Origin of the sequence: Thiomonas sp. FB-Cd (assembly GCF_000733775.1) — a bacterium.
Lineage (GTDB): Bacteria > Pseudomonadota > Gammaproteobacteria > Burkholderiales > Burkholderiaceae_C > Thiomonas_A.
Genome location: NZ_JPOE01000005.1, coordinates 944,895 through 964,661 on the forward strand (window position 1 = coordinate 944,895; position 19,767 = coordinate 964,661).

Annotated in this window: 17 protein-coding genes; 5 read left to right on the plus strand and 12 right to left on the minus strand. The window is 65.6% G+C overall.

Annotated features, from left to right (window positions below; translation table 11 throughout):
* Positions 1–63: 63 nt before the first annotated feature.
* The 3 genes from CD04_RS0118150 to speB all read right to left on the minus strand — a co-directional run bounded on the left by CD04_RS0118150 (position 64) and on the right by speB (position 3,856).
* Positions 64–1,323: an ABC transporter substrate-binding protein gene (locus CD04_RS0118150; protein WP_031409357.1), complete on the minus strand. Its 1,260-nt coding sequence runs from the start codon at positions 1,321–1,323 to the stop codon at positions 64–66.
* A gap of 272 nt (positions 1,324–1,595) precedes the next feature.
* Positions 1,596–2,906, minus strand: coding sequence for an FAD-binding oxidoreductase (locus CD04_RS0118155; RefSeq protein WP_031409359.1), 1,311 nt, complete (start codon positions 2,904–2,906; stop codon positions 1,596–1,598).
* Positions 2,903–3,856 (minus strand): agmatinase, encoded by a 954-nt coding sequence (gene speB, locus CD04_RS0118160; protein WP_031409361.1) that lies wholly within the window; start codon positions 3,854–3,856, stop codon positions 2,903–2,905. The genes CD04_RS0118155 and speB overlap by 4 nt, the downstream gene beginning before the upstream one ends.
* Positions 3,857–4,058: 202 nt before the next feature.
* On the opposite strand from speB, the gene CD04_RS0118165 reads away from it, so the two are divergent.
* Positions 4,059–5,426, plus strand: coding sequence for an aspartate aminotransferase family protein (locus tag CD04_RS0118165; RefSeq protein WP_038168853.1), 1,368 nt, complete (start codon positions 4,059–4,061; stop codon positions 5,424–5,426).
* 65 nt (positions 5,427–5,491) lie between these two features.
* Here CD04_RS0118165 and CD04_RS0118170 read toward each other — a convergent pair whose 3' ends face one another.
* From CD04_RS0118170 to CD04_RS0118205, 8 genes are all read right to left on the minus strand, one after another.
* Positions 5,492–5,998 carry a DsrE family protein gene (locus tag CD04_RS0118170; protein WP_197033160.1) on the minus strand — a complete coding sequence of 169 codons (507 nt, stop codon included), beginning with the start codon at positions 5,996–5,998 and terminating at the stop codon, positions 5,492–5,494.
* 144 nt (positions 5,999–6,142) lie between these two features.
* On the minus strand, positions 6,143–7,126 hold the full coding sequence (locus CD04_RS0118175; RefSeq protein ID WP_031409367.1) for a sulfurtransferase: 984 nt from the start codon (positions 7,124–7,126) through the stop codon (positions 6,143–6,145).
* A gap of 213 nt (positions 7,127–7,339) precedes the next feature.
* Positions 7,340–8,278 carry an oxygenase MpaB family protein gene (locus CD04_RS0118180; RefSeq protein ID WP_051849404.1) on the minus strand — a complete coding sequence of 313 codons (939 nt, stop codon included), beginning with the start codon at positions 8,276–8,278 and terminating at the stop codon, positions 7,340–7,342.
* A 13-nt stretch (positions 8,279–8,291) separates the two neighbouring features.
* Complete coding sequence (rodA, locus tag CD04_RS0118185; protein WP_031409371.1) at positions 8,292–9,407, minus strand: rod shape-determining protein RodA; 1,116 nt, start codon at positions 9,405–9,407, stop codon at positions 8,292–8,294.
* Positions 9,408–9,486: 79 nt separating this feature from the next.
* A complete protein-coding gene (gene mrdA / locus CD04_RS0118190) occupies positions 9,487–11,769 on the minus strand; it encodes a penicillin-binding protein 2 (protein ID WP_031409373.1) in 2,283 nt (760 codons plus the stop codon).
* Between the two features lie 87 nt (positions 11,770–11,856).
* Positions 11,857–12,423, minus strand: a complete 567-nt coding sequence (gene mreD, locus CD04_RS0118195) for a rod shape-determining protein MreD (RefSeq protein WP_051849405.1) — start codon at positions 12,421–12,423, stop codon at positions 11,857–11,859.
* A 13-nt stretch (positions 12,424–12,436) separates the two neighbouring features.
* Positions 12,437–13,369, minus strand: a complete 933-nt coding sequence (mreC, locus tag CD04_RS0118200; protein WP_038168551.1) for a rod shape-determining protein MreC — start codon at positions 13,367–13,369, stop codon at positions 12,437–12,439.
* Positions 13,370–13,442: 73 nt separating this feature from the next.
* Positions 13,443–14,486, minus strand: a complete 1,044-nt coding sequence (locus CD04_RS0118205) for a rod shape-determining protein (protein ID WP_031409379.1) — start codon at positions 14,484–14,486, stop codon at positions 13,443–13,445.
* Positions 14,487–14,685: 199 nt separating this feature from the next.
* Between CD04_RS0118205 and gatC the strand changes: the two genes are divergently transcribed.
* The 3 genes from gatC to gatB are packed head-to-tail and all read left to right on the plus strand — an operon-like array spanning position 14,686 to position 17,952.
* A complete protein-coding gene (gene gatC, locus CD04_RS0118210) occupies positions 14,686–14,985 on the plus strand; it encodes an Asp-tRNA(Asn)/Glu-tRNA(Gln) amidotransferase subunit GatC (RefSeq protein WP_031409382.1) in 300 nt (99 codons plus the stop codon).
* On the plus strand, positions 14,982–16,493 hold the full coding sequence (gatA, locus tag CD04_RS0118215; protein WP_031409383.1) for an Asp-tRNA(Asn)/Glu-tRNA(Gln) amidotransferase subunit GatA: 1,512 nt from the start codon (positions 14,982–14,984) through the stop codon (positions 16,491–16,493). The genes gatC and gatA overlap by 4 nt, the downstream gene beginning before the upstream one ends.
* A gap of 16 nt (positions 16,494–16,509) precedes the next feature.
* The gene (gatB, locus tag CD04_RS0118220; protein WP_031409385.1) at positions 16,510–17,952 is read left to right on the plus strand and encodes an Asp-tRNA(Asn)/Glu-tRNA(Gln) amidotransferase subunit GatB; all 1,443 of its coding nucleotides are present in this window, start codon (positions 16,510–16,512) and stop codon (positions 17,950–17,952) included.
* Between the two features lie 6 nt (positions 17,953–17,958).
* Here the strand turns inward: gatB and CD04_RS0118225 are convergent, their stop codons facing one another.
* Positions 17,959–18,588 carry a hypothetical protein gene (locus CD04_RS0118225; RefSeq protein WP_156030331.1) on the minus strand — a complete coding sequence of 210 codons (630 nt, stop codon included), beginning with the start codon at positions 18,586–18,588 and terminating at the stop codon, positions 17,959–17,961.
* 154 nt (positions 18,589–18,742) lie between these two features.
* Between CD04_RS0118225 and CD04_RS0118230 the strand changes: the two genes are divergently transcribed.
* A complete protein-coding gene (locus CD04_RS0118230; RefSeq protein WP_031409389.1) occupies positions 18,743–19,552 on the plus strand; it encodes an exodeoxyribonuclease III in 810 nt (269 codons plus the stop codon).
* The last annotated feature ends 215 nt before the right edge of the window (positions 19,553–19,767 follow it).

Here is a 19,767-nt window from a genome sequence, read left to right on the forward strand (position 1 = left end):
GAGATGGCCCGGGATGCGCAACACAAAGGGTGCGCCTCCCGGGCCGGTGGATGAAACCCGCGCTCAGGTGCGCGGCAGCTTGCAGCCCATTTCCTGGGGTGACAGCGCGATGCTCGCTCCGGGCACGATCGCCGACACGTCGAACAGGTTCGGGTAGGTTCCAGTCTGGATCACATGACCGGGGAACATGCTGATCATCAGCTGGTGATCCTCGGCGCGATAGACCGGCGCAGTCGGCTGCAGGGCGACCTCAGGCGGCAGCACCAGACCTTCCATGGCTTTCACCACCTTGGCCGTGTCGGTCGACTTGGCCCTTTCCACGGCCAGCTTGATGGCATAGGTCGAGGCATAGCCGAACCAGACGCGCGCCGTTGGATATTCACCCTTGTGCGCAGCGGAGAAGCGCTTGACGAAATCGGCCACGTGCGGCGTCTTGGGCTGGTTCCAGTACCACTCCATGGTCCACCAGCCGTAGCGCGCGGCCTCCGGCAGGGCCTGCGCCTGCTCCAGCTCGAACAGGGCGCCACCCACGGCGATGTCCTTGTTGATGCCAAACTGCGCGATCTGCTTCATGCAGTTGACCTGGTCGTTGCCGGCCAGCAGCAGGCAGAGCACTTGCGGCGACTTGGCCTTCACATCGATCAGGTACGAGGAAAAGTCCGTCGTGCCCACGGGCACCAAGGCCCCGCCGACGACCGTGCCCCCCACCTTCTTGAGCTGGGTCGTGTAGTCCGTCTGCTCCGATTTGCCGAAGGCATAGTCGGTGGTGAGGAAGTACCACTTCTTGCCGAACTTCTTGTAGAGGGTTTCGAAATCCCCGGCCGTCAGCATCCAGGTGGTGGAGCAGGTGCGGAACGTGGTGCTCTTGCACTCCGAGCCGGTCAGGCTGTCGACGTGGCCCCCTGTGCACAGGAACAACTTGTTGTGCTGGTTGGCAAACTGCGAAACGGCCAGCGAAGCGGCCGAATTCACCGTGCCCATCAGGAAGTCCACTTTGTCCTGGCTCACCAGTCGCGACGACTTGTCGACTGCGGTGCCGGGGTTGCCCGCACTGTCCTCCACCAAAACCTGCAGCGGCCTGCCGAGGATGCCGCCAGCCTTGTTGATTTCGGCCTCGGCGAATTGGGCGCCCTTGATTTCGCTGTGCCCGAGTGCGGCAAAGGTGCTGGTGATCGGGTCGACCAGGCCGATCTTGATCGGCGTTTCGCTCGCGGCCCAGGTGGGTTTGGCTGTCGCGAACATCGTGGCCAACCCCATCGCTCCGGCGGTCTTCAGAAAGTCGCGTCGATCGAAACCCTCTTCGGGCTTGTCCTGTTCATGCATGCGTGTCTCCTTGTCGTCGTTTGAACGCGTTGTTGCCATTCGGCGGGCCGATCCTAGGCTCATTGGGCCCGTGCGAAAATCCGGGAAAGTCGCCAGACATGTAACTCTACGTTACATCCGCATGATTCGCATGCGGGAAATCGCGGAGATTTCACTCTCAAAACCCACCTGTAAGGGTGCGTTTCATATATTTCCCCTGCCGCCTGCAAAACACCTTCGCCCAAACCGCAGGGAATGCGCCGCTTGCGCCTTGCCGGGCCTCCACCGCAGGCCTAGACGAGCTCACGCAGCCGGTACCAAAGCATGCCCAGGACCAGGGCGGGCGTGCGCAACAGGTCCCCACCGGGAAACGCGCGGTGGCGCAAGCGGGCGAACAGATCGAAGCGCTCGGCCTGGCCGCTGATGGCCTGCGCCGCAAGCTGCCCGGCAAGGCCCGTGAGGGCCAGGCCATGGCCGGAAAAGCCCTGCAGGTACAGCACGTCAGGGCTCAATCGGCCGAAATCCGGCGCGCGGTTCATGCTGATGTCCACAAACCCGCCCCACGCGTGCGTCACGGCCACATCCTGCAGCTGCGGAAAGACCCGCATCATGCCCCGGCGCATGGTGGCAGCCAGGTCGCGTGGCGAGACGGTGGAATAGCTCACCCTGCCACCGAACAGCAAGCGGTCATCGCCCGACAGCCGGTAGTAGTCGAGCACGAACTGGTTGTCGCTGACTGCGGCGCGATTGCGGATCAGCGCATCCGCCCGCTCACGCCCGAGCGGCTCGGTGGCGATGATGTAGGTGCCCACGGGCATGATGCGTCGCGCAAGCATCGGCGCCACCGCGCCCAGATGGGTATTGCCCGCGAGCAGCACGTGGTTGCAACGCACCTCGCCCTGCGCCGTGCGCACCTGAGCCTGCCCTGCAGCGCGGGCCGCAGGCTGCACCTGCACCACCTCGCTGTGCTCGTGAATCACGGCACCCGCCTGGCTTGCCGCGCGCGCCAGACCCAGCGTGTAATTCAGCGGGTGCAGGTGGCCACTGAGGGGGTCCATCACGCCGCCCACGTAACGCGCGCTTGCAATCGCGGCGTGGGTGGCAGCCGCATCCAGCCACTGCAGGTGGCTGGCGCCGTAACGTGTGTGCATGTGCTCGGCCCAGTGCCGCAGCTCACGCGCCTTCTTGGGCGTGACGGCCACCGTCAGCGCCCCGGGTGTCCAGTCGCAGGCGATCGCGTGGCGCTCGATGCGCCGCTGCATGAGTTGCAGCGCCTCGAGCGACATGTCCCAGGCCGCCTGCGCCGCAGGATGGCCGAGCTGCTGCTCGAAGGGCGCCATCTCGCTTGCGTAGCCGCCAAGCGCCTGCCCGCCATTGCGCCCCGAAGCACCCCAGCCCACGCGCATGGCTTCGAGCACGACCACGCGCATGCCGCGCTGCGCAAGCTCGAGCGCGGCTGACAATCCGGCCAGGCCGGCGCCCACCACGCAGACGTCGGCTTGCGCGCTGCCGCGAAGCGGCGCATGGCTGGGCGCGGCGTGCGCGGTGGCCTGGTAGTAGGAATGCTCCACCAGTGCCTGGGCCTGCTGCTGCAGGCGCATCATGGTGCCACCCCGCGCGCGCCTGCGGCAATGCGGGCGCAAAGATAGGTCCACACGAAGACCGCTGCAGCGTTGGCCGTGAGTTCGGCATGGTCATACGCGGGCGCCACCTCGACGCAATCCATGCCGACAAAGGGCAGCGATTGAGCGCACAGGTCCTCGAGCAGACTCAGCACCTGGTTCGTCGACAGCCCCCCGGGCTCGGGTGTGCCCGTGCCCGGCGCGTACGCCGGATCAAGGCAGTCGATGTCCAGCGTCAGGTAGACCGGCGCACCGCTGGCACGCAATCGCTCCGTGACGTCCGAGACGACGCCCGCCAGTTGGAGCGGACTTTCCAGACCGCGAAGCGCACGCGCGGTGTAAATGCACCCGCCAATATCCTCCACATACTCTCGCGCCTCACGCACCGCAGCCGACCGTATGCCCAGCTGCACCATGCCCTGCGGCACGATGAGCCCCTCCCGATGCGCCTCGTAGACCCAGGTGCCGTGCCCCGATGGCTCGCCGAAGTGATCGCTCCACGTGTCGCAATGGGCGTCGAAGTGCAGCACCGCAAGCGCGCGGCCATGCACCTTGCGCGCAGCGCGCAGGAGCGACAAGGTGATGGAATGGTCGCCGCCCAGCCACAGCATGTGCCGTGAGCGCATCAGCGCCTCGGCCTGCGGCTCCAGCGCGGCTCGCATCTCCAGCAGACTGGTATTGGGCAGATGCAGGTCGCCATGATCGGCCAGCTGCGCCGTGGGCGCCACGTCAAACACCGGGTGCGTGGCATCACACAGCATGGCACTGGCCTGCCGGATGGCCGCCGGGCCGAAGCGCGCCCCCGGACGGTTCGTCACGGCACCGTCCCAGGCCACGCCGGCCAGACCGAAAGGTGCCTCATCATGCGATTCGCCCGACGCGGCGCGAAGGAATCGTTGTTGCGACAAGAAAGCAAAACCGTGCTGGGCCATGGGTGTTGTGAAATGCGGATGGAACGAGGTCGATTCGGGTCAGTGCTGTTGACTGCCCCCAAAGCGGTCTGGAGAATAGGTCAGAATTTGCATCACTGATGGAACCACTTTGCAGCTCATGCGCGGGACCACTTCACGGCATCCGCCCCGGGAACCCCATGCCGGGGCCGCAATGGATCGGCCTGCCCACGACGTCAAACCCATGCCCTTCGCCACTGACTTCTCCCCCGAGCGCATCGCCCGCTTCCTGGCCGCAGAAACGCAGCGTTTTCGCCAGGCGCATCCGAAGTCGGCCGCGCTGTATGCGCAGGCCCAGCGTCATCTCCTGTTCGGCGTGCCCATGCACTGGATGGCCGATGTGCCCGCACCGGTGCCGCTTTTCGTCGACCGCGCCCAGGGCGCGCAGCTTTGGGATGTCGATGGGCATGCGCTCGTTGACTTCTGCCTCGGCGACACCGGCGCGATGTTCGGCCACAGCCCCGAGGCGGTCACGCGCGCCCTTGCCGAGTTCGCAGGCCAGGGCGCGACCACCATGCTGCCGTCGACCGTGGCGCTGGAAGTTGGCGCCCTGCTTGAGCAGCGTTTTGGCCTGCCGATGTGGCAGTTCACGGCCACCGCAAGCGACGCGAACCGTTTCGTGCTGCGCTGGGCGCGCGCCATCACCGGGCGCCCGAAGGTGGTGGCGTTCAACGGGTCCTACCACGGCACGGTCGACGATGTGTTCGTGGATCTGGCGCCTGATGGCAGTGCCATCACCCGCCCCAGCCTTCTCGGCCAGGTTCACGATTTGGCCGCATTCACGCGCGTGGTCGAATTCAACGACCTGCCCGCACTTGAAGCCGCGCTAGCCCCGGGCGACGTCGCCTGCGTGATCACCGAGCCGGTGCTGACCAACATCGGCATGGTCCTGCCTGACCCGGGCTTCCTGCAGAGCCTTCGCGCGATGACACGCAAACACGGGACGTTGCTCGTCATCGACGAAACCCACACCATTTCCTGCGGTCCCGGCGGCTACACCCGTGCGTTCGGCCTGGATCCGGACATCCTGGTTCTGGGCAAACCCATTGCGGGGGGCACGCCAGGTGCGGTGTACGGCTTCACCACCGAAGTGGGCACGCGCATGCAAAAGGCCAAGCAGGCCGCCGCTCCAGGCCACTCGGGCATTGGCACGACGCTATCGGCCGGATTGCTCACGCTGCGCCTGATGCGCGCAATGCTCAGCGAGGTCATGACCGACGCCGCCTACACCCGCATGTTTGCCATATCCCGCCGCGTGGCCGACGGGCTGCAAGCGGCCATCACAAGCCGCGGCTTGGCGTGGACGGTGACGCGCATCGGCGCGCGCTGCGAATACCAGTTTGCGCCCGAGCGGCCGCGCAACGGCAGCCAGGCGCGCGCAGCCATGCACGACGACTTGGAGGCTGCGCTGCAGCTCGCACTGCTCAACCGGGGCGTGCTGCTGACGCCCTTTCACAACATGGTTCTTGCCAGCCCCGCCCATACCGAGGCGGATGCCCAGGCGCTGCTGGGCGCCTTCGCCGATGCGCTGGACGCCCTGAGCGCGGCCTGAAGGCAGACCCGGGCTTCGTTCATGTTGCGCCCGAGCCGCCCGTGTCGAAACGGTGGGATGCGCGCCTAGGGCTTGATGTAGGCGAAGCCTGCTTTTTCAAGCTGCATGATGCGCACGACGCCTGCGGGCACGATCACGGCCTGTGGCACCAGCTCGGGCATGTGGCCGAGCTTCTTCGCCAAGGCCTCCATGGTGTTGTGGCACGCATCGAACTCAACACCCTGGGTGTCCTGCGCCTCGATCAGCTTGGCCACGGGGCTGTTCTTGAGCAACATCTTCAGGCCTGGCCCGTACGCCACGATCACGACCTGCACCTTGTCCTGGCCAAAATGCGTGAGGACGTTTTGCGCGACACTGAGCACGAAGTGCCACCGTGCAGGCTCATCCGAGGTGATTTGCAGCACCAGCTTTTGCTGCGCAAACGGCACATTGTGAATGAAGGCTGGCTTGTCGAAGTTGAAATCCTGCAGCATCGACGGGTTCGCCGCCTGTGCGAGGGACATCGCGCCGCAGGCCAGGGTCAGGGCGAAAAGGGTGCCGCGCGCGGCACGCATCCAGGGGTGGGGGGTCATGTTTGTCTGTCTCCTCTAGGGTTGATGTGAATTGGCCCCTGCCATGGCGTGACGACTCACACGCCAGGGGCCGAAGTGTGCGCCGCCTCAAAACATATCAGCCGGCGGAGGCGACCTGGGTCAGCCCCGCGCTGGCTGCCGACATCAAAGCGCGGCAATCGGCAGTCCGCGCTGCACCCATTCATTCATGCCGCCGGGATATTCGCGCATGCCTTTGATCCCCATGATGCGATCGAGCACAAACCACGCGCCTGCCGCGTACTGCCCGGTGTTGCAGTAGATGATCCCCGGCACCGGACGCGGCACGCCATCGAGCGCGAACACGGCCTTGTACTGGGACGGGGTGAGGAAATGCCACGAGCCGTCCGCGGCCTCGCGATACAGGAGCTCAGCCGGGAGCGCGCGCGACCCCGCGAGGCGGCCTTCAACCGGGATCACCGGTGTGCGCTCCAGTCCGGCGAACTGCGCCAGCGGCCGCGCGTCGAGCAGGCGCTTGTGCGCGCGTTGGGCAGCCTGAACCTGCGCCGTGTCGGCCAGCATATCGGCGCGCGGCGGCTTGGCGGTCCAGTGACCCGAGGTCATCGGCGCAATCGCGTCATTGTCCACGGGATATCCCGCGGCGATCCACGCATGCGTGCCTCCATCGAGAATGGCGATCTGGTCAGCAGGCTCGCCGAACAGCTGCAATTCCCAAGCCAGGAATGCCGCCTCCTGAAGCGATGTGGCATCGTCTCCGGTTGGCGCAAGCACGATGGGCTTGCCCGGCTCCAGGACCGACGCCTGCATCACGCCCTGGAATTCCTCGGCGGTCGGCAGCAGGAAATCGACCTTCTTGCCATTGATATCCCGCTTCTCCCGCAATGCCCAGAAGTTCGCCGACAGCGCATCGGGGATATAACCCCCCACTTGCTCCAGGACCTTCTTGTCGCCGGTCTTGCTGAATTTGGGGTCGTCCGTGAGGGAGTTGACGTTATCGCGAATGTCAACAATCTGCACCTCCTTGGCATGGTCATGAAGCCATTGCGGCGTCACAAGAGGCCCAGGCAATGCGGCCGCTTGCGCCCAGGCGCAGGCTCCCAAACCCAATGCTGCGATCCAAACCCGCAACTGTCTTGTGTCAGTCTTCATCGTCTCCATCCTCCTCACATGATGTTCGCGCATTTTCCTCAAAATTTGCAACAAGTCCAACAATTTGTTTGCGTGAGCGTTAACGGCTTTTTGGGTTGATTGCACGTGGGCTCGCGCATGCCCCACTGGAACCCGCAGGTGCAACATGCCTCACCCGGAAGTCGGGCGGCGAACTCCAGCGAAGGCGTCGGTCAAGCCGCGCGACGCGCGTGCTCACCCGTGCGGACCTTCGGCCCCGACACGTCGGCGCGCTTGCGCGGCCACCCCATCTTGCAGGGCCCAGCGCATCACCGGGACGGCAGCACGCAGCACCGCACGCACGCTGCCCAGCTCAAGCCGGTTTGGCGCTGGCAAGGCGTAAAGGCGGCGCGCGCGCTCGGGGATCAGCGAACACGCCGCCTGCACCATCAGGGCCGCGGGCAGCTCGTGCAGGCGCCCGCTGGGCGTACGTTGCCCGTGCGAGGCCATGCTGCGCAGCAGCCGCAGGATGGTCTGCGCGCGCTCGCCACCCTGCAGTTCGGGCTCGTAAGCGGCAAGCGTCGCAATCAGCCCGGCCCAATCGCGGGGGACGTCCACGGCCCCAAGCGCAAGCGGCACGCGAGCCATCTCGGCGACATAGGCATCGCGCTCGGCAGCGGCCAGCGGCCGCACCAGCCAGTCGAAGGCTGCGGCAAAGCAATAGATTTCGGCGGTATGGACGAAGGTAAGCAGATGCGGATCGTTGGCCGCGTAAGGGCGTCCGTCGGGGGCAATGCCATGCACGTGGGCGTGAATGGCGCGCACCCGGTCCACGGCCCGCTGAGCGGCCTCGGCAGGGCCATAGGTCGTGGTGGCAATGAACAACGCTGTGCGATGCAGGCGACCACGCAGGTCAGCACGGAAATCCGACCAGTCCCACACCGCCGCCAACGCCAGCGGGTGAAGCGCCTGCAGCAGCAGCGCCGCCACGCCGCCCGTCATCATCGCGACGATGTCAGCGTGCACGCTCCAGCTCACCGATTGCGGGCCGAACCAGCCGGGATCACCCGGCGGTTGGGTGAAGTCAAGCGCGGCGCGACTGTCTCCGGCCAGGCTGCGCACCTGGCCTGCCAGGGCTTGGCGCAAAGGCAAAGCAAGGGCATCGAGGAGTCGCAGTGGTCGCTCCTTGCGCATGGCGCGTCACGCCTCAGCTTTGCACCAAACGCTTGGCCTTGGCGATGGACAGCAGGATGCCGGTACCCAGCATCAGCGTGACCAGCGCCGTGCCTCCATAGCTGATGAACGGCAGCGGCACGCCCACCACGGGAAGGATCCCCGACACCATGCCCATATTGACGAACGCGTAGGTGAAGAAAATCATGCTGATGGAGCCCGCCAGCAGGCGCGAAAACAGCGTGGGCGCCCCAGCAGCAATCATCATGCCGCGCCCAATGAAGAACAGATAGGCAAGCACCAGCACGACGTTGCCCGCCAGGCCCCATTCTTCAGCCAGGACAGCGAACACGAAATCGGTGTGCGACTCGGGCACAAAATTCAGGTGCGCCTGCGTGCCGTGCAGGTAGCCCTGGCCCCACACGCCACCGGAGCCGATGGCGATCATGGATTGAATGATGTTGAAGCCTGTGCCCAGCGGGTCCGTCTGCGGATCCAGAAGCATCAGCACACGCTGGCGCTGGTAGTCGTGCATGAAGTGCCACAGCACGGGTGCAGCACTGGCCGCGCCCAACGTCAAAAGCGCCAGCACGCGCCACGACAGCCCGGCGAAGAAGATCACGAAAAACCCCGTGGACAGCACCAGCATGGCCGTACCCAGGTCGGGCTGTTTCATGATCAGGCCCACCGGCACCGCCAGCAAAAGTCCGGCGACAGCGTAATCACGCAGCCGGATGAAGCCCTCGCGCTTTTGGAAATACCAGGCGAGCATCAAGGGCATGGCGATTTTCATGATCTCCGAGGGCTGAATCACCACGCCCAAGTTGAGCCAGCGCCTCGCGCCCTTGCGCACCAGGCCGAACATGGCGGTGGCCAGGAGCAGCGCCACGCCAAAGGTGTACAGCGGAACGGCAATTTGCATCAGCCGCTGCGGTGGGATCTGCGCCACCACGAACAACACGACGAAGGCCACGCCCAGGTTGCGCAACTGATCGCCAAAGCTGATGTTCTGCCCCTGCAAAGCGGAAAACAGCACCAGGCATCCGATGGCCACCAGAGTCAGCAGGCCCGTGAGCAGGGGGCCGTCGAACCCGCTGACGTAGGGGCGCAGCCGGCGCCAAAGGGGCGGACGGTTGATCACAGCATTCATTGGCCCACCTCCTGATGGGGCGCCGGGGCTTGCGCGCCCCGCGCATGCTGCGCGCTCGGTGTTCGCAGCCTTGGAGTTGTCACAGGCGGACTCCCTCGTCCGGATCGGTATTGTCGGGCCGCGCGCCGAATCGCGTGAAAAGCGGCCCCGGCTGGCAGCGCGCGGGAGCGTAGCGGCCGTCCAGCGCCAGACGTTCGGCATGGGCGGCGGACGCTGTTGCGCTTCGCGGGGTTGACGGGGCTGGCGCGGGCCAGGGCTCGACGGCCGGGCCCGGTGTCGGCGCGCGACCAGCGCCCGCTGGCGCGGTGCCGTCGCGACCCGCGGCGGGCGGCGGCTGGGTCGCGGCGTTTGTCTTCAATCCAGCTGCCGAAGGCCCGGACACGGCGCCCGCAGTCGCAGCTGGCGGCTTGGCTCCAGGCACAGCGGGCACGCCATTCTTGCCCCCTGCATATTGAAACTGCACAGCCTGCGGTTTCACCCCCGAGATCTTCTGAATTTCGGCGTCGCTCGGATACACGCCCAGCAGGTGATAGTCCAGCAGCTTGCGCGCGATGGGCGCGGCTGCCTCAGCCCCCCAGCCAGCGTGCTCGACAATGAGCGCCACGCATACGGTCGGGTTCTCCGCGGGGGCGTAGACAACATACAGGGCATGATCGAGAAGATGCCGCGCCAGGTCGCCCGCGTTGTATTTCTGGTTTTGCGCAACCGTAAACACCTGTGCCGTGCCCGTCTTGCCCGCGCTCGTATAGGGTGCGTCCTTGAACACCGCGTAGGCCGTGCCATCGGGCTCGGTGTTGACGCCAATCATGCCGTCGTGCACCACCTGCCACATGGCGTCTGGCGGTGCGACGCGCTCGGCCACCTCGACTGGCGTGTGCTCGAAGCGGCGGCTCTGCATATTTTCGACGAGCTTGACCACGCGCGGCTTGAGACGGGTGCCGTGGTTGGCCATCGTGGCCAACGCATTGACCATTTGAATGGGCGTAAAGCTGTTGTAGCCCTGACCGATGCCGAGGCTGATGGTTTCGCCCGGAAACCAGCGCTGCTGCGCAGGCAGCTTGTAGGCCTTTCTCTTCCAGGCCTTCGACGGCAGGAGACCCTTGGCCTCGTCCGGCAGATCAATCCCCGTGGGCTGGCCGAACCCGAATTTGCTGGCGTAGTCGTGCATGCCGTCCACGCCCCAGTCGTTGGCCACCATGTAAAAGTAGGTGTCGCATGACACGGCGATGGCCTTGTGCATGTCCACGCGACCATGGCCTCCGGGCACATCATCGCGGAACTTGTGCTTGCCCAGCATGAAATAGCCGGGATCGTTGAGCGTATAGCTGGGCGTACGCAGCCCCAGCGTCAGCGCGCCCAGCGCCAGGTACGGCTTGTAGGTGGAGCCGGGCGGGAATGTCCCCCGCAGCACGCGGTTCAGCAGCGGCTTGCGCGGGTCCGTGTTGAGGGCGTTCCAGTTCTCCGAGTCAATACCCTCCACGAACAGGTTGGGGTCGTAGGTGGGCATGGAGACAAATGCCAAGACCTCGCCGTTGCGGGGATCCATGACAACGCAGGCGCCGGTGCGGCCGCCATACAGGTCCTCGCCAAGCTTCTGGAGGCGCGCGTCGAGCGACAGCACCAGGGTGCTGCCGGGCACGGCCGGGAAATTGCGCAGCTTGCGCACGGGCTTGCCCACCGCGTTGACTTCCACCTCGTCGAAACCCGTCACACCATGCAAGCGGTCTTCGTAGGCCAGCTCCACACCAGTCTTGCCGATGTGGTCCGTGCCCTGGTAGTTGGACGCCTGATCTCCGCCGGCAATCTGGGCTTGCTCGGCAGGACCGATGCGCCCGATGTAGCCGATGGCATGACAACCCAGGGCACCGAGCGGATAGTTGCGAAACAGGCGCGCCTGCACGGCAACCCCCGGAAAGCGGAAGCGCTGTGCGATGAAACGGGCCACCTCCGCGTCCGTCAGCTTGTTGCGGATGGGCGTGGACTCAAAGCTGCGGCTTTGCGCCAACAGGTTTCGAAAACGCCTCTCGTCGAACGCGGAGATCGGCAGGATGGTGCGCAGCGCGGCGATCGTCGCATCCAGCCCACGCGTTTTGCTCGGCGTAATCTCCAGCGTGTATGCGGCGTAGTTGTTGGCAAGAAGAATCCCGTTGCGGTCAAGGATCAACCCCCGCGAGGGTGGCACCGGCACAATGGCGATGCGGTTGTCCTGCGCCTGCAGCGAATAGCGCCGGTGGCGGATCACCTGAAGCCATAACCAGCGACCGACGAGCAGCGCAAAGCTCAGCACCACCACCAGCGCGGCCACCACCAGGCGACGCCGAAAGCGCAGAAGCTCGCGCTCGACGTTCTTCAGCTCAGCCATGCCGCCCTCCAGGGACGTGACGACGAGGAGGCGCGCGGCGCGTGCATCAGCGGAATTGGTTTCGCCATCGTCGCTGCCCTGGCGCGCCTACAGCGGCCTGTTCTCGTCCGCATCGGGCGCGCGCCGCTGAGGCGCCAACAGCAGCCAGCTCACGGCTGGCCACAGCAATGCCTGCAGGATGGGGGCAAGGAAAAAGCTCCACCCTGGAAAGCTTGCGCCGGCCACCATGCGCACGAAAAATTCCAGGAATTGCGCCGCAAAAAACAGCGGCAGCACCTGCAGCGCCTGCATGGGCAGGGAAAACCACAGCAGGCGCCGGTGCAGCGCCACGGCGAAAAACGCCAACAGGGTGTAAGCCAAGGCATGCGCGCCCAGCAGTCCTGTGCGCTGCACGTCGATCACAAGCCCCAGCATGAACCCCACCCCGATGCCCACGCGGCGGGGTTGGTGCACGGCCCAGAACACCAGCGCAACGGCGAGCACATCGGGTAACCATGGCAGCCAGCCCAATGGAAGGAAGTCAAGCAGCAGCGCCACCAGCAGCGTGGTCCAAATAAACCAAGGGCGCGCAGCCAGCAGCAACACCTCGCCGCGCCCGGCGCGCTCCACGGCCAGCGAACCGGGCCGACGTCGAAATGGCGGGTCAATGCGCATCAAGGGGTCGTGTTCAGGGGCGCGCCGCAGCGCCCTGCTTCCGGCGCACGGCCGCTGCACCCCCCGGCACGGTGGGCGCCACGGCCAGCGGCGCCAGGGGCCTGAGCACCAACACATAGCGCCCTCCGCCGTTGACGTGCGCCAGTGGCGCGCACAAAACGCGCGCGAACGCGGCGTCGGGCCGGCGCTCAACGGCCGTCACACGCGCCACGGCAAGTCCCACCGGATAGATCCCGTCCAGACCGCTCGTGACCAGGACGTCTCCCACGCGCAGGTCGGTATCCGCCGCCTGCCAGCGCAACTCCAGCCCGCCTGCGGTCGCATCGGCATCGCCCGCAAGCACGCCGCGTTCGCCGTTGCGGGCCACCTCCACAGGCACCGCAGAGTCGCGGTCGGTCACGAGCGTGACCTGCGCACCAAGGGGATCGACCTGGGTCACCTGGCCCAGCAGCCCGGTCTCGTCCATCACCGGTGAGCCCAGCGCGATGCCTGCAAGCGTCCCCTTGTCGAGCAGCAACTTGCGCGCAAACGGATCGCTGGCCTGCGCCACGATCTGGGCCGCGATGGACTGGATGGGCACGCGGCGCTTGAGCTGCAGCAGCGCGCGCAGGCTGGCATTCTCCGCATGCAGCTGATTGGCCATTTGGACCTTCAGCGCAAGCTGCACATTGGCCTGGCGCAGGGCGCTGGCATCCTGCTGGGCGGTATGAAGCGACTCGAAATGTTCCGCCACGACTGCCAGGGCTGCAATCGGTGCGCGCGCCACTTGCACCACCGGCTCAATGACGGTGGCAATGATCGTGCGCAGCGGCGTCACCATGTGCCAGCGAGCATCCATGGCCATGAGCAGAAGCGACAACGCGCCGTAAAACACCAGGCGTGTAAAGGCCGATGGCCCTTGCCGGAAAAACGGTGGCGGGCTGCGATCGAGGGTGTCAAAGGCCATGGCAGGGACGTTGCCGGCGCGACGCGGCTGAAGGTCGGCGCACCAGGCGCCCGGCCCGCCGCCGTGCGGCCAATTACTCCGAAGTGAAAATGGTTCCGAGACGGTCCATCCGCTCCAGCGCCATGCCGCAGCCCCGCGCCACGCACGTCAGCGGGTCTTCCGCCACGAGCACCGGCAGCCCGGTCTCCTCGGCCAGCAAGCGGTCGAGGTCGCGCAACAGCGCACCCCCGCCCGTGAGCATCATGCCCCGCTCGGCAATGTCCGCGCCGAGTTCGGGCGGGGTCTGCTCCAGCGCGTTCTTCACCGAGGAGACGATTTGGTTGATCGGATCGGTGAGCGCCTCCAGGATCTCATTGCTGGAAATCGTGAAGCTGCGCGGCACGCCTTCGGACAGATTGCGGCCCTTGACCTCCATTTCCTTGACTTCAGAGCCGGGAAACGCGGAGCCGATTTCCTTCTTGATGGCCTCGGCCGTGGGCTCGCCGATGAGCATGCCATAGTTGCGACGGATGTAGTTGAGGATCGCCTCGTCGAACTTGTCGCCACCCACGCGCACACTGCCCTTGTAGACCATCCCTCCGAGCGAAATCACGCCCACCTCGGTGGTGCCTCCGCCGACGTCGACCACCATCGAGCCGCTCGCCTCGCTGACCGGCAGGCCCGCGCCGATCGCTGCGGCCATCGGTTCCTCGATCAGGTATACCTCGCTGGCGCCGGCACCAAGCGCCGATTCGCGAATGGCACGGCGCTCGACCTGGGTGGAGCCGCACGGCACGCAGATGATGATGCGCGGAGACGGCTTGAAGAGCGTTGTCTCGTGCACCATTTTGATGAACTGCTTGAGCATCTGCTCGGTCACCGTGAAGTCGGCGATCACACCGTCCTTCATGGGGCGGATGGCCTCGATGTTGCCGGGCACGCGACCCAGCATGGCCTTGGCCTCGCGACCGACAGCCTGAATGGTCTTCTTGCCGTTGGGGCCACCTTCGTGACGGATGGCCACCACCGATGGCTCGTCGAGCACGATGCCCTTGCCGCGCACATAGATGAGAGTATTGGCCGTACCGAGATCGATGGCCAGGTCGGTGGAAAAATACCGTCGAAAAAGTCCGAACATGGCGTGATTGGGATTTTGGATGTATGAGAAAAGCAACAAAAACCGTCGAAAGCACAGCAATGGTGCTGGATTCTTGCCGCGGACAATCGTGCCATGTTACTGGATAGCGCCCCGTAGAATGTGCGTTTTTGCATGTATCGGCGCACCTCGCGCCACGATGGGGTTCGTTCCCCGCTCCCAATTCCGCACCAATTCCGCCATGCCCCTGCAACCGAGCGATATCGACCGCATCGCGCACCTCGCCCGCCTGCGCCTGAGCAGTGCCGAGCAGACGTCGATGCTGGCTCAGATCAATGAGTTTTTCACCATTGTCGAGCGCATGCGCGCGGTGGACACCGCAAGCGTGGCGCCCATGGCTCACCCGCTGTCCGCGGCCATGGATTTGCCCCTGCGACTTCGTGACGACGCACCCCAGATGCCGGATATCCGCGACGCCGCGCTGGCCAATGCGCCGGCAGCCCAGGATGGCCTGTTCATCGTGCCCAGGGTGGTCGAATGAGCAGCAGGGTCGACATCGCCACAGCCAGCCTGCGCGAGCAAGCTGCTGCGCTGCAGTCGCGCAGCATTTCAAGCTTGGAGCTTGTGCAGGAGCAATTGGCCCGCATCGCAGCGCACGCCGAACTCGGCGCCTTTCTCCACGTGGCCGAGGACCGCGCACGGCACCAGGCGCAAGCTGCCGACGCGGCGCGCGCTCAGGGCGGCGCGCACGCAACGGTGGGCCCGCTGCTTGGGCTGCCCATTGCCCATAAAGACGTGTTTGTCACGCGCGGCATGCCGTCGACGGCAGGCAGCAAGATGCTCGCTGGCTACATGAGCCCGTTCGACGCCACCGTCGTGCAGCGGCTTGAGGCTGCCGGCACGGTGGCGCTGGGCAAGACGAACATGGATGAGTTCGCCATGGGTTCGTCCAACGAGAATTCCGCCTTCGGTCCTGTGCGCAACCCCTGGGATGGACAGGCCATACCCGGCGGTTCCTCGGGCGGCTCGGCCGCATCGGTGGCTGCCCGCCTCGTTGCCGCCGCCACCGGCACCGACACGGGCGGCTCGATCCGGCAGCCCGCGGCCATGTGCGGCGTCACCGGCATCAAGCCCACTTACGGCTTGTGCTCGCGCTTTGGCATGATCGCGTTTGCCTCCAGCCTCGACCAGGCCGGCCCCATCGCACAGACCGCATGGGACTGCGCTGCGCTGCTGGAAGTCATGGCCGGTTTCGACCCCCAGGATTCCACAAGCGTGCAGCGGGACATCCCTCGCTACACGCAGGCGCTCGAGGCGCCAACGCCTGGTGCCGATTCGCGGCGGCCGCTGGCGGGCCTTCGCATTGGTCTGCCGCGCGAGTGGTTCTCCGAAGGCCTGGCCGACGAGGTGGTTCAGGCCGTGCGCGGGGCCCTGGCCGAGCTGGAAAAGCTCGGCGCCGTGCTGCTGGACATCGCGCTGCCGCGCACCGAACTGGCCATCCCCGCGTACTACATCGTTGCCCCAGCCGAGGCCTCGAGCAACCTCTCACGCTTTGACGGCGTGCGCTATGGCCACCGCGCCCGCGACTACCGCGATCTGACCGAGCTTTACGCAGCCAGCCGTGCCGAGGGGTTCGGCCCGGAGGTCAAGCGGCGCATCCTCATGGGCACGTACGTGCTCTCCCACGGCTATTACGACGCCTACTACCTGCAGGCACAAAAGATCCGCCAGCTCATCGCCGAGGACTTTCTCGCTGCGTTCGCGCGTTGCGACATCATCGCCGGGCCCGTGTCGCCCACGGTGGCGTGGAACCTGGGCGAAAAGGCCGACCCGCTTGCCAATTATCTTGCCGACATCTACACGCTTCCGGCGAGCCTGGCTGGCCTTCCTGCCATGGCGGTCCCAGCCGGCTTCGGCCTTGGCGCGCACGCCCGCCGACCGGTGGGCCTGCAGCTTGTCGGCCCGCATTTTGCCGAGCAGCGCCTTTTGCATGCCGCGCACCAGTTCCAGCAAGCCACGGACTGGCATGCCCGCGCGCCCCACCTCTGAGCTCCACGCAAGCACCATGTCCAACACCTGGGAAATCGTCATCGGCCTGGAAACGCACGTGCAGCTGTCCACGGCGTCCAAGATGTTCTCCAATGCGCCCACGGCATTTGGCGCTGCGCCCAACACCCAGGCAAGCGTCGTGGACCTGGCCCTGCCCGGGGCACTGCCCGTGGCCAACCGCGCCGCCGTGGAGCGCGCGATTCGCCTGGGACTGGCCGTCGACGCCAGCATCGCGCCCATGTCGATTTTCGCGCGTAAAAACTACTTCTATCCGGATCTTCCCAAGGGCTACCAGATCAGCCAGTTCGAGATTCCCGTAGTGCAAGGCGGCATGGTGTCGTTCTTGTTCGACGGGCAGCTGCGTCGCGTGCAACTCACTCGTGCACATCTGGAAGAGGATGCGGGCAAGTCCGTGCACGGCATCAACTACGAAGGCCGTGACGCCACCGGCATCGACCTGAATCGCGCCGGCACGCCGCTGCTGGAGGTGGTCACCGAGCCGGTCATGCGCTCGGCGGCCGAAGCGGCCGCTTACGCCCGCGCGTTGCACGCGCTCGTGGTCTGGCTGGACATCTGCGACGGCAATCTGCAAGAGGGATCATTCCGCTGCGACGCCAATGTCTCCGTTCGTCGCCCCGGCGAGTCGCTGGGCACGCGCTGCGAGATCAAGAATCTCAACAGCTTTCGCTTCCTCGAGCGTGCCATCACCGTCGAGGCGCACCGCCAGATCGATCTCATCGAAGACGGCGGCACCGTCGTGCAGGAGACACGCCTGTTCGATCCCGATCGCGATGAGACGCGCACCATGCGCACCAAGGAAGACTCACACGATTACCGCTACTTTCCCGACCCCGACCTGCCACCACTGGTGATCGCGCCGCACTGGATTGACGAGGTGCGGCGTGGCCTGCCCGAGTTGCCCCGGCAGATGGCCGAGCGCTTCATGCGTGACTACGCGCTTGCCGCGGTGGATGCAGCCTATCTCACGCAATCGCGGATGCACGCCGCCTACTTCGAATCCTGCGCCGCGACGTGTGGCCAGCCCAAGCTGGCCGCCAACTGGATCATGGGCGAGCTGGCGGCGCAGCTCAACCGGGCCGAACTCGAGCTCGATGCCTCGCCCGTGAGCGCGCAGCAACTCGGCCGCCTCGTGGCTCGCGTGCATGACGGCACGCTGTCAGGCAAAACGGCGCGCGAGGTTTTTGCCGCGTTATGGGCGGGTGAACCCGATGTGGACCGCGTCATCGAATCGCGCGGGTTGCGCCAGATCAGCGACGCCGGCGCGATCGCCGAGGCGGTGGCGGCAGTCCTCGCAGCCAATCCGAAGAACGTCGAAGAATACAAGAGCGGCAAGGCCAAGGCGCTCAACGCCCTGGTGGGCCAGGTGATGAAAGCCACCGGCGGACTTGCCAATCCCCAACAGGTGGGTGAGGCGCTGCGCGCGGCGATCGATGGCTGAAGCCGCTCAGGGCCTGGCCGTGCCCCGGTCACTGAGCTGACGGCCCCACAACGACTCAAGGCGGGGCAGCAACCCTGCGTACTGGGCGCGAATGTGCTGCATTTCCGCGTCCTGCCCGGCAATCAGCTCCTGCTCCTGCTTCGTCAGGAGCCTGTTTTCCTCGAACTTGTTACGCAGCTCCAACGGGTAGTTGCCGTCCGGGTAGAACTGCGCCTCCTGCTGCAGGGCCTTGCGTCGAGATGCAAGTCGCGCCATGCGCTTGCGCGCCGAGGCAACGAGCCATTGGGGCGTCTGCAGGTCGTTGCGCTCGGCCTGATCAAACGCCGCGCGGTCCGGGTAGCGGGTGAGCAATGCCCGCTGCTCACGCTGCTTGTTGCGCAGTTGCTCCTGATCCTGGCGCTGCTGCGCCAGCGCTGCGCTTTGTTCGGCCTGCTGCTGCGGCGTCAAGATGAGGCGGCGGACGGTGCCATCCGCATTGAGTTCCTTGCCGCCGAATCGCAGACAGTCGGCACTGAGGTGATCGGTGGTCACGGTCTGGCCGCTTGCGGTGTGGCAGACGAAAATATCGGCCTGCGCCACAGCTGGCCACGCTGCAGCCAGCGCCATGAAGCAGTGGACCATCCGCAATTGCATCACGCTATCGCCTTCCATCCCCAATGAACCCGATTTCAAACATGCACTGACAGTCGGGCCGGCCCCGAAGCACCTTCGCGCAGGGCACCTCAATACCCCGGCTCCATCCCCGTGCGTTGCGATAGTCTATCCTCGCGTGCCCCTTGCAGCCCCCACCATGAACCCAACTCCACTGCGTGTCACATCCCTGAACGTGAATGGCATCCGCTCCGCATTGAGCAAAGGGGTCGATGTCTGGCTGCGCGAACAGGCGCGCCCGGACTGGCTTTGCGTGCAGGAGCTCAAGGCGCTGGAATCCGACATGCATGACGGCTTGCGGGCCCTGGGCGGGCTGCGCGGCGCTTTTCACCACGCACAAAAGCCTGGCTACAGCGGCGTGGGCCTGTACTTCCGGCACGAACCCGATGACCTGCGCATCGGCTTTGGCAACGCCGAGTTCGACGCGGAAGGCCGCTATGTCGAGGCGCGCTACCGCTTGGCTGACGGCATGCGCCTGGCCATGGTCTCGGTGTATTTCCCCTCCGGGTCGAGCTCGGACGCGCGCCAGCAAGCCAAATTCCGTTTCCTCGCCGTATTTGAAGAGCACATGCGGGCGCTGCAAAGCCAAGGCGAAGTGATTCTGTGCGGCGATGTGAACATTGCGCACAAGGAAATTGACCTGAAAAACTGGAAAGGCAATCTCAAGCACAGCGGCTTCCTGCCCGAGGAGCGCGCCTGGATGACCCATGTGCTTGACGACCTGGGTTGGGTGGACGTCTTTCGCACGCTCAATCCGCTGCCGGATCAATACACCTGGTGGAGCAACCGCGGCCAGGCTCGGGCCAAGAACGTGGGCTGGCGTATCGACTACCAGCTCGCCACCCCGGGCGTGGCGGCGTTGGCGCAACGCGGCAGCGAGTCGATCTACACTGCTGCGCGCTTTTCCGACCACGCCCCTCTGTCCATCAGCTATGACCTGCGGTTTTGAGCCATGCCCCGGGGCAGGCATCGTCGCCGCATGCGCCCAGCGATCCGCTTGCCCGTTGATGCTGCGCATGGTCCCCGCGCCTTTGCGCCGGTGCATCCCGGAAGTCGCGGCCAGGTCTGGCGCGGCAATCCGGCATCGCGGCCGGGCCCATGCATCGGCATCGCAGCATCCAGAATCGTGATTTCCTTCACGGATCGAAACGAAGACCGTCCTTA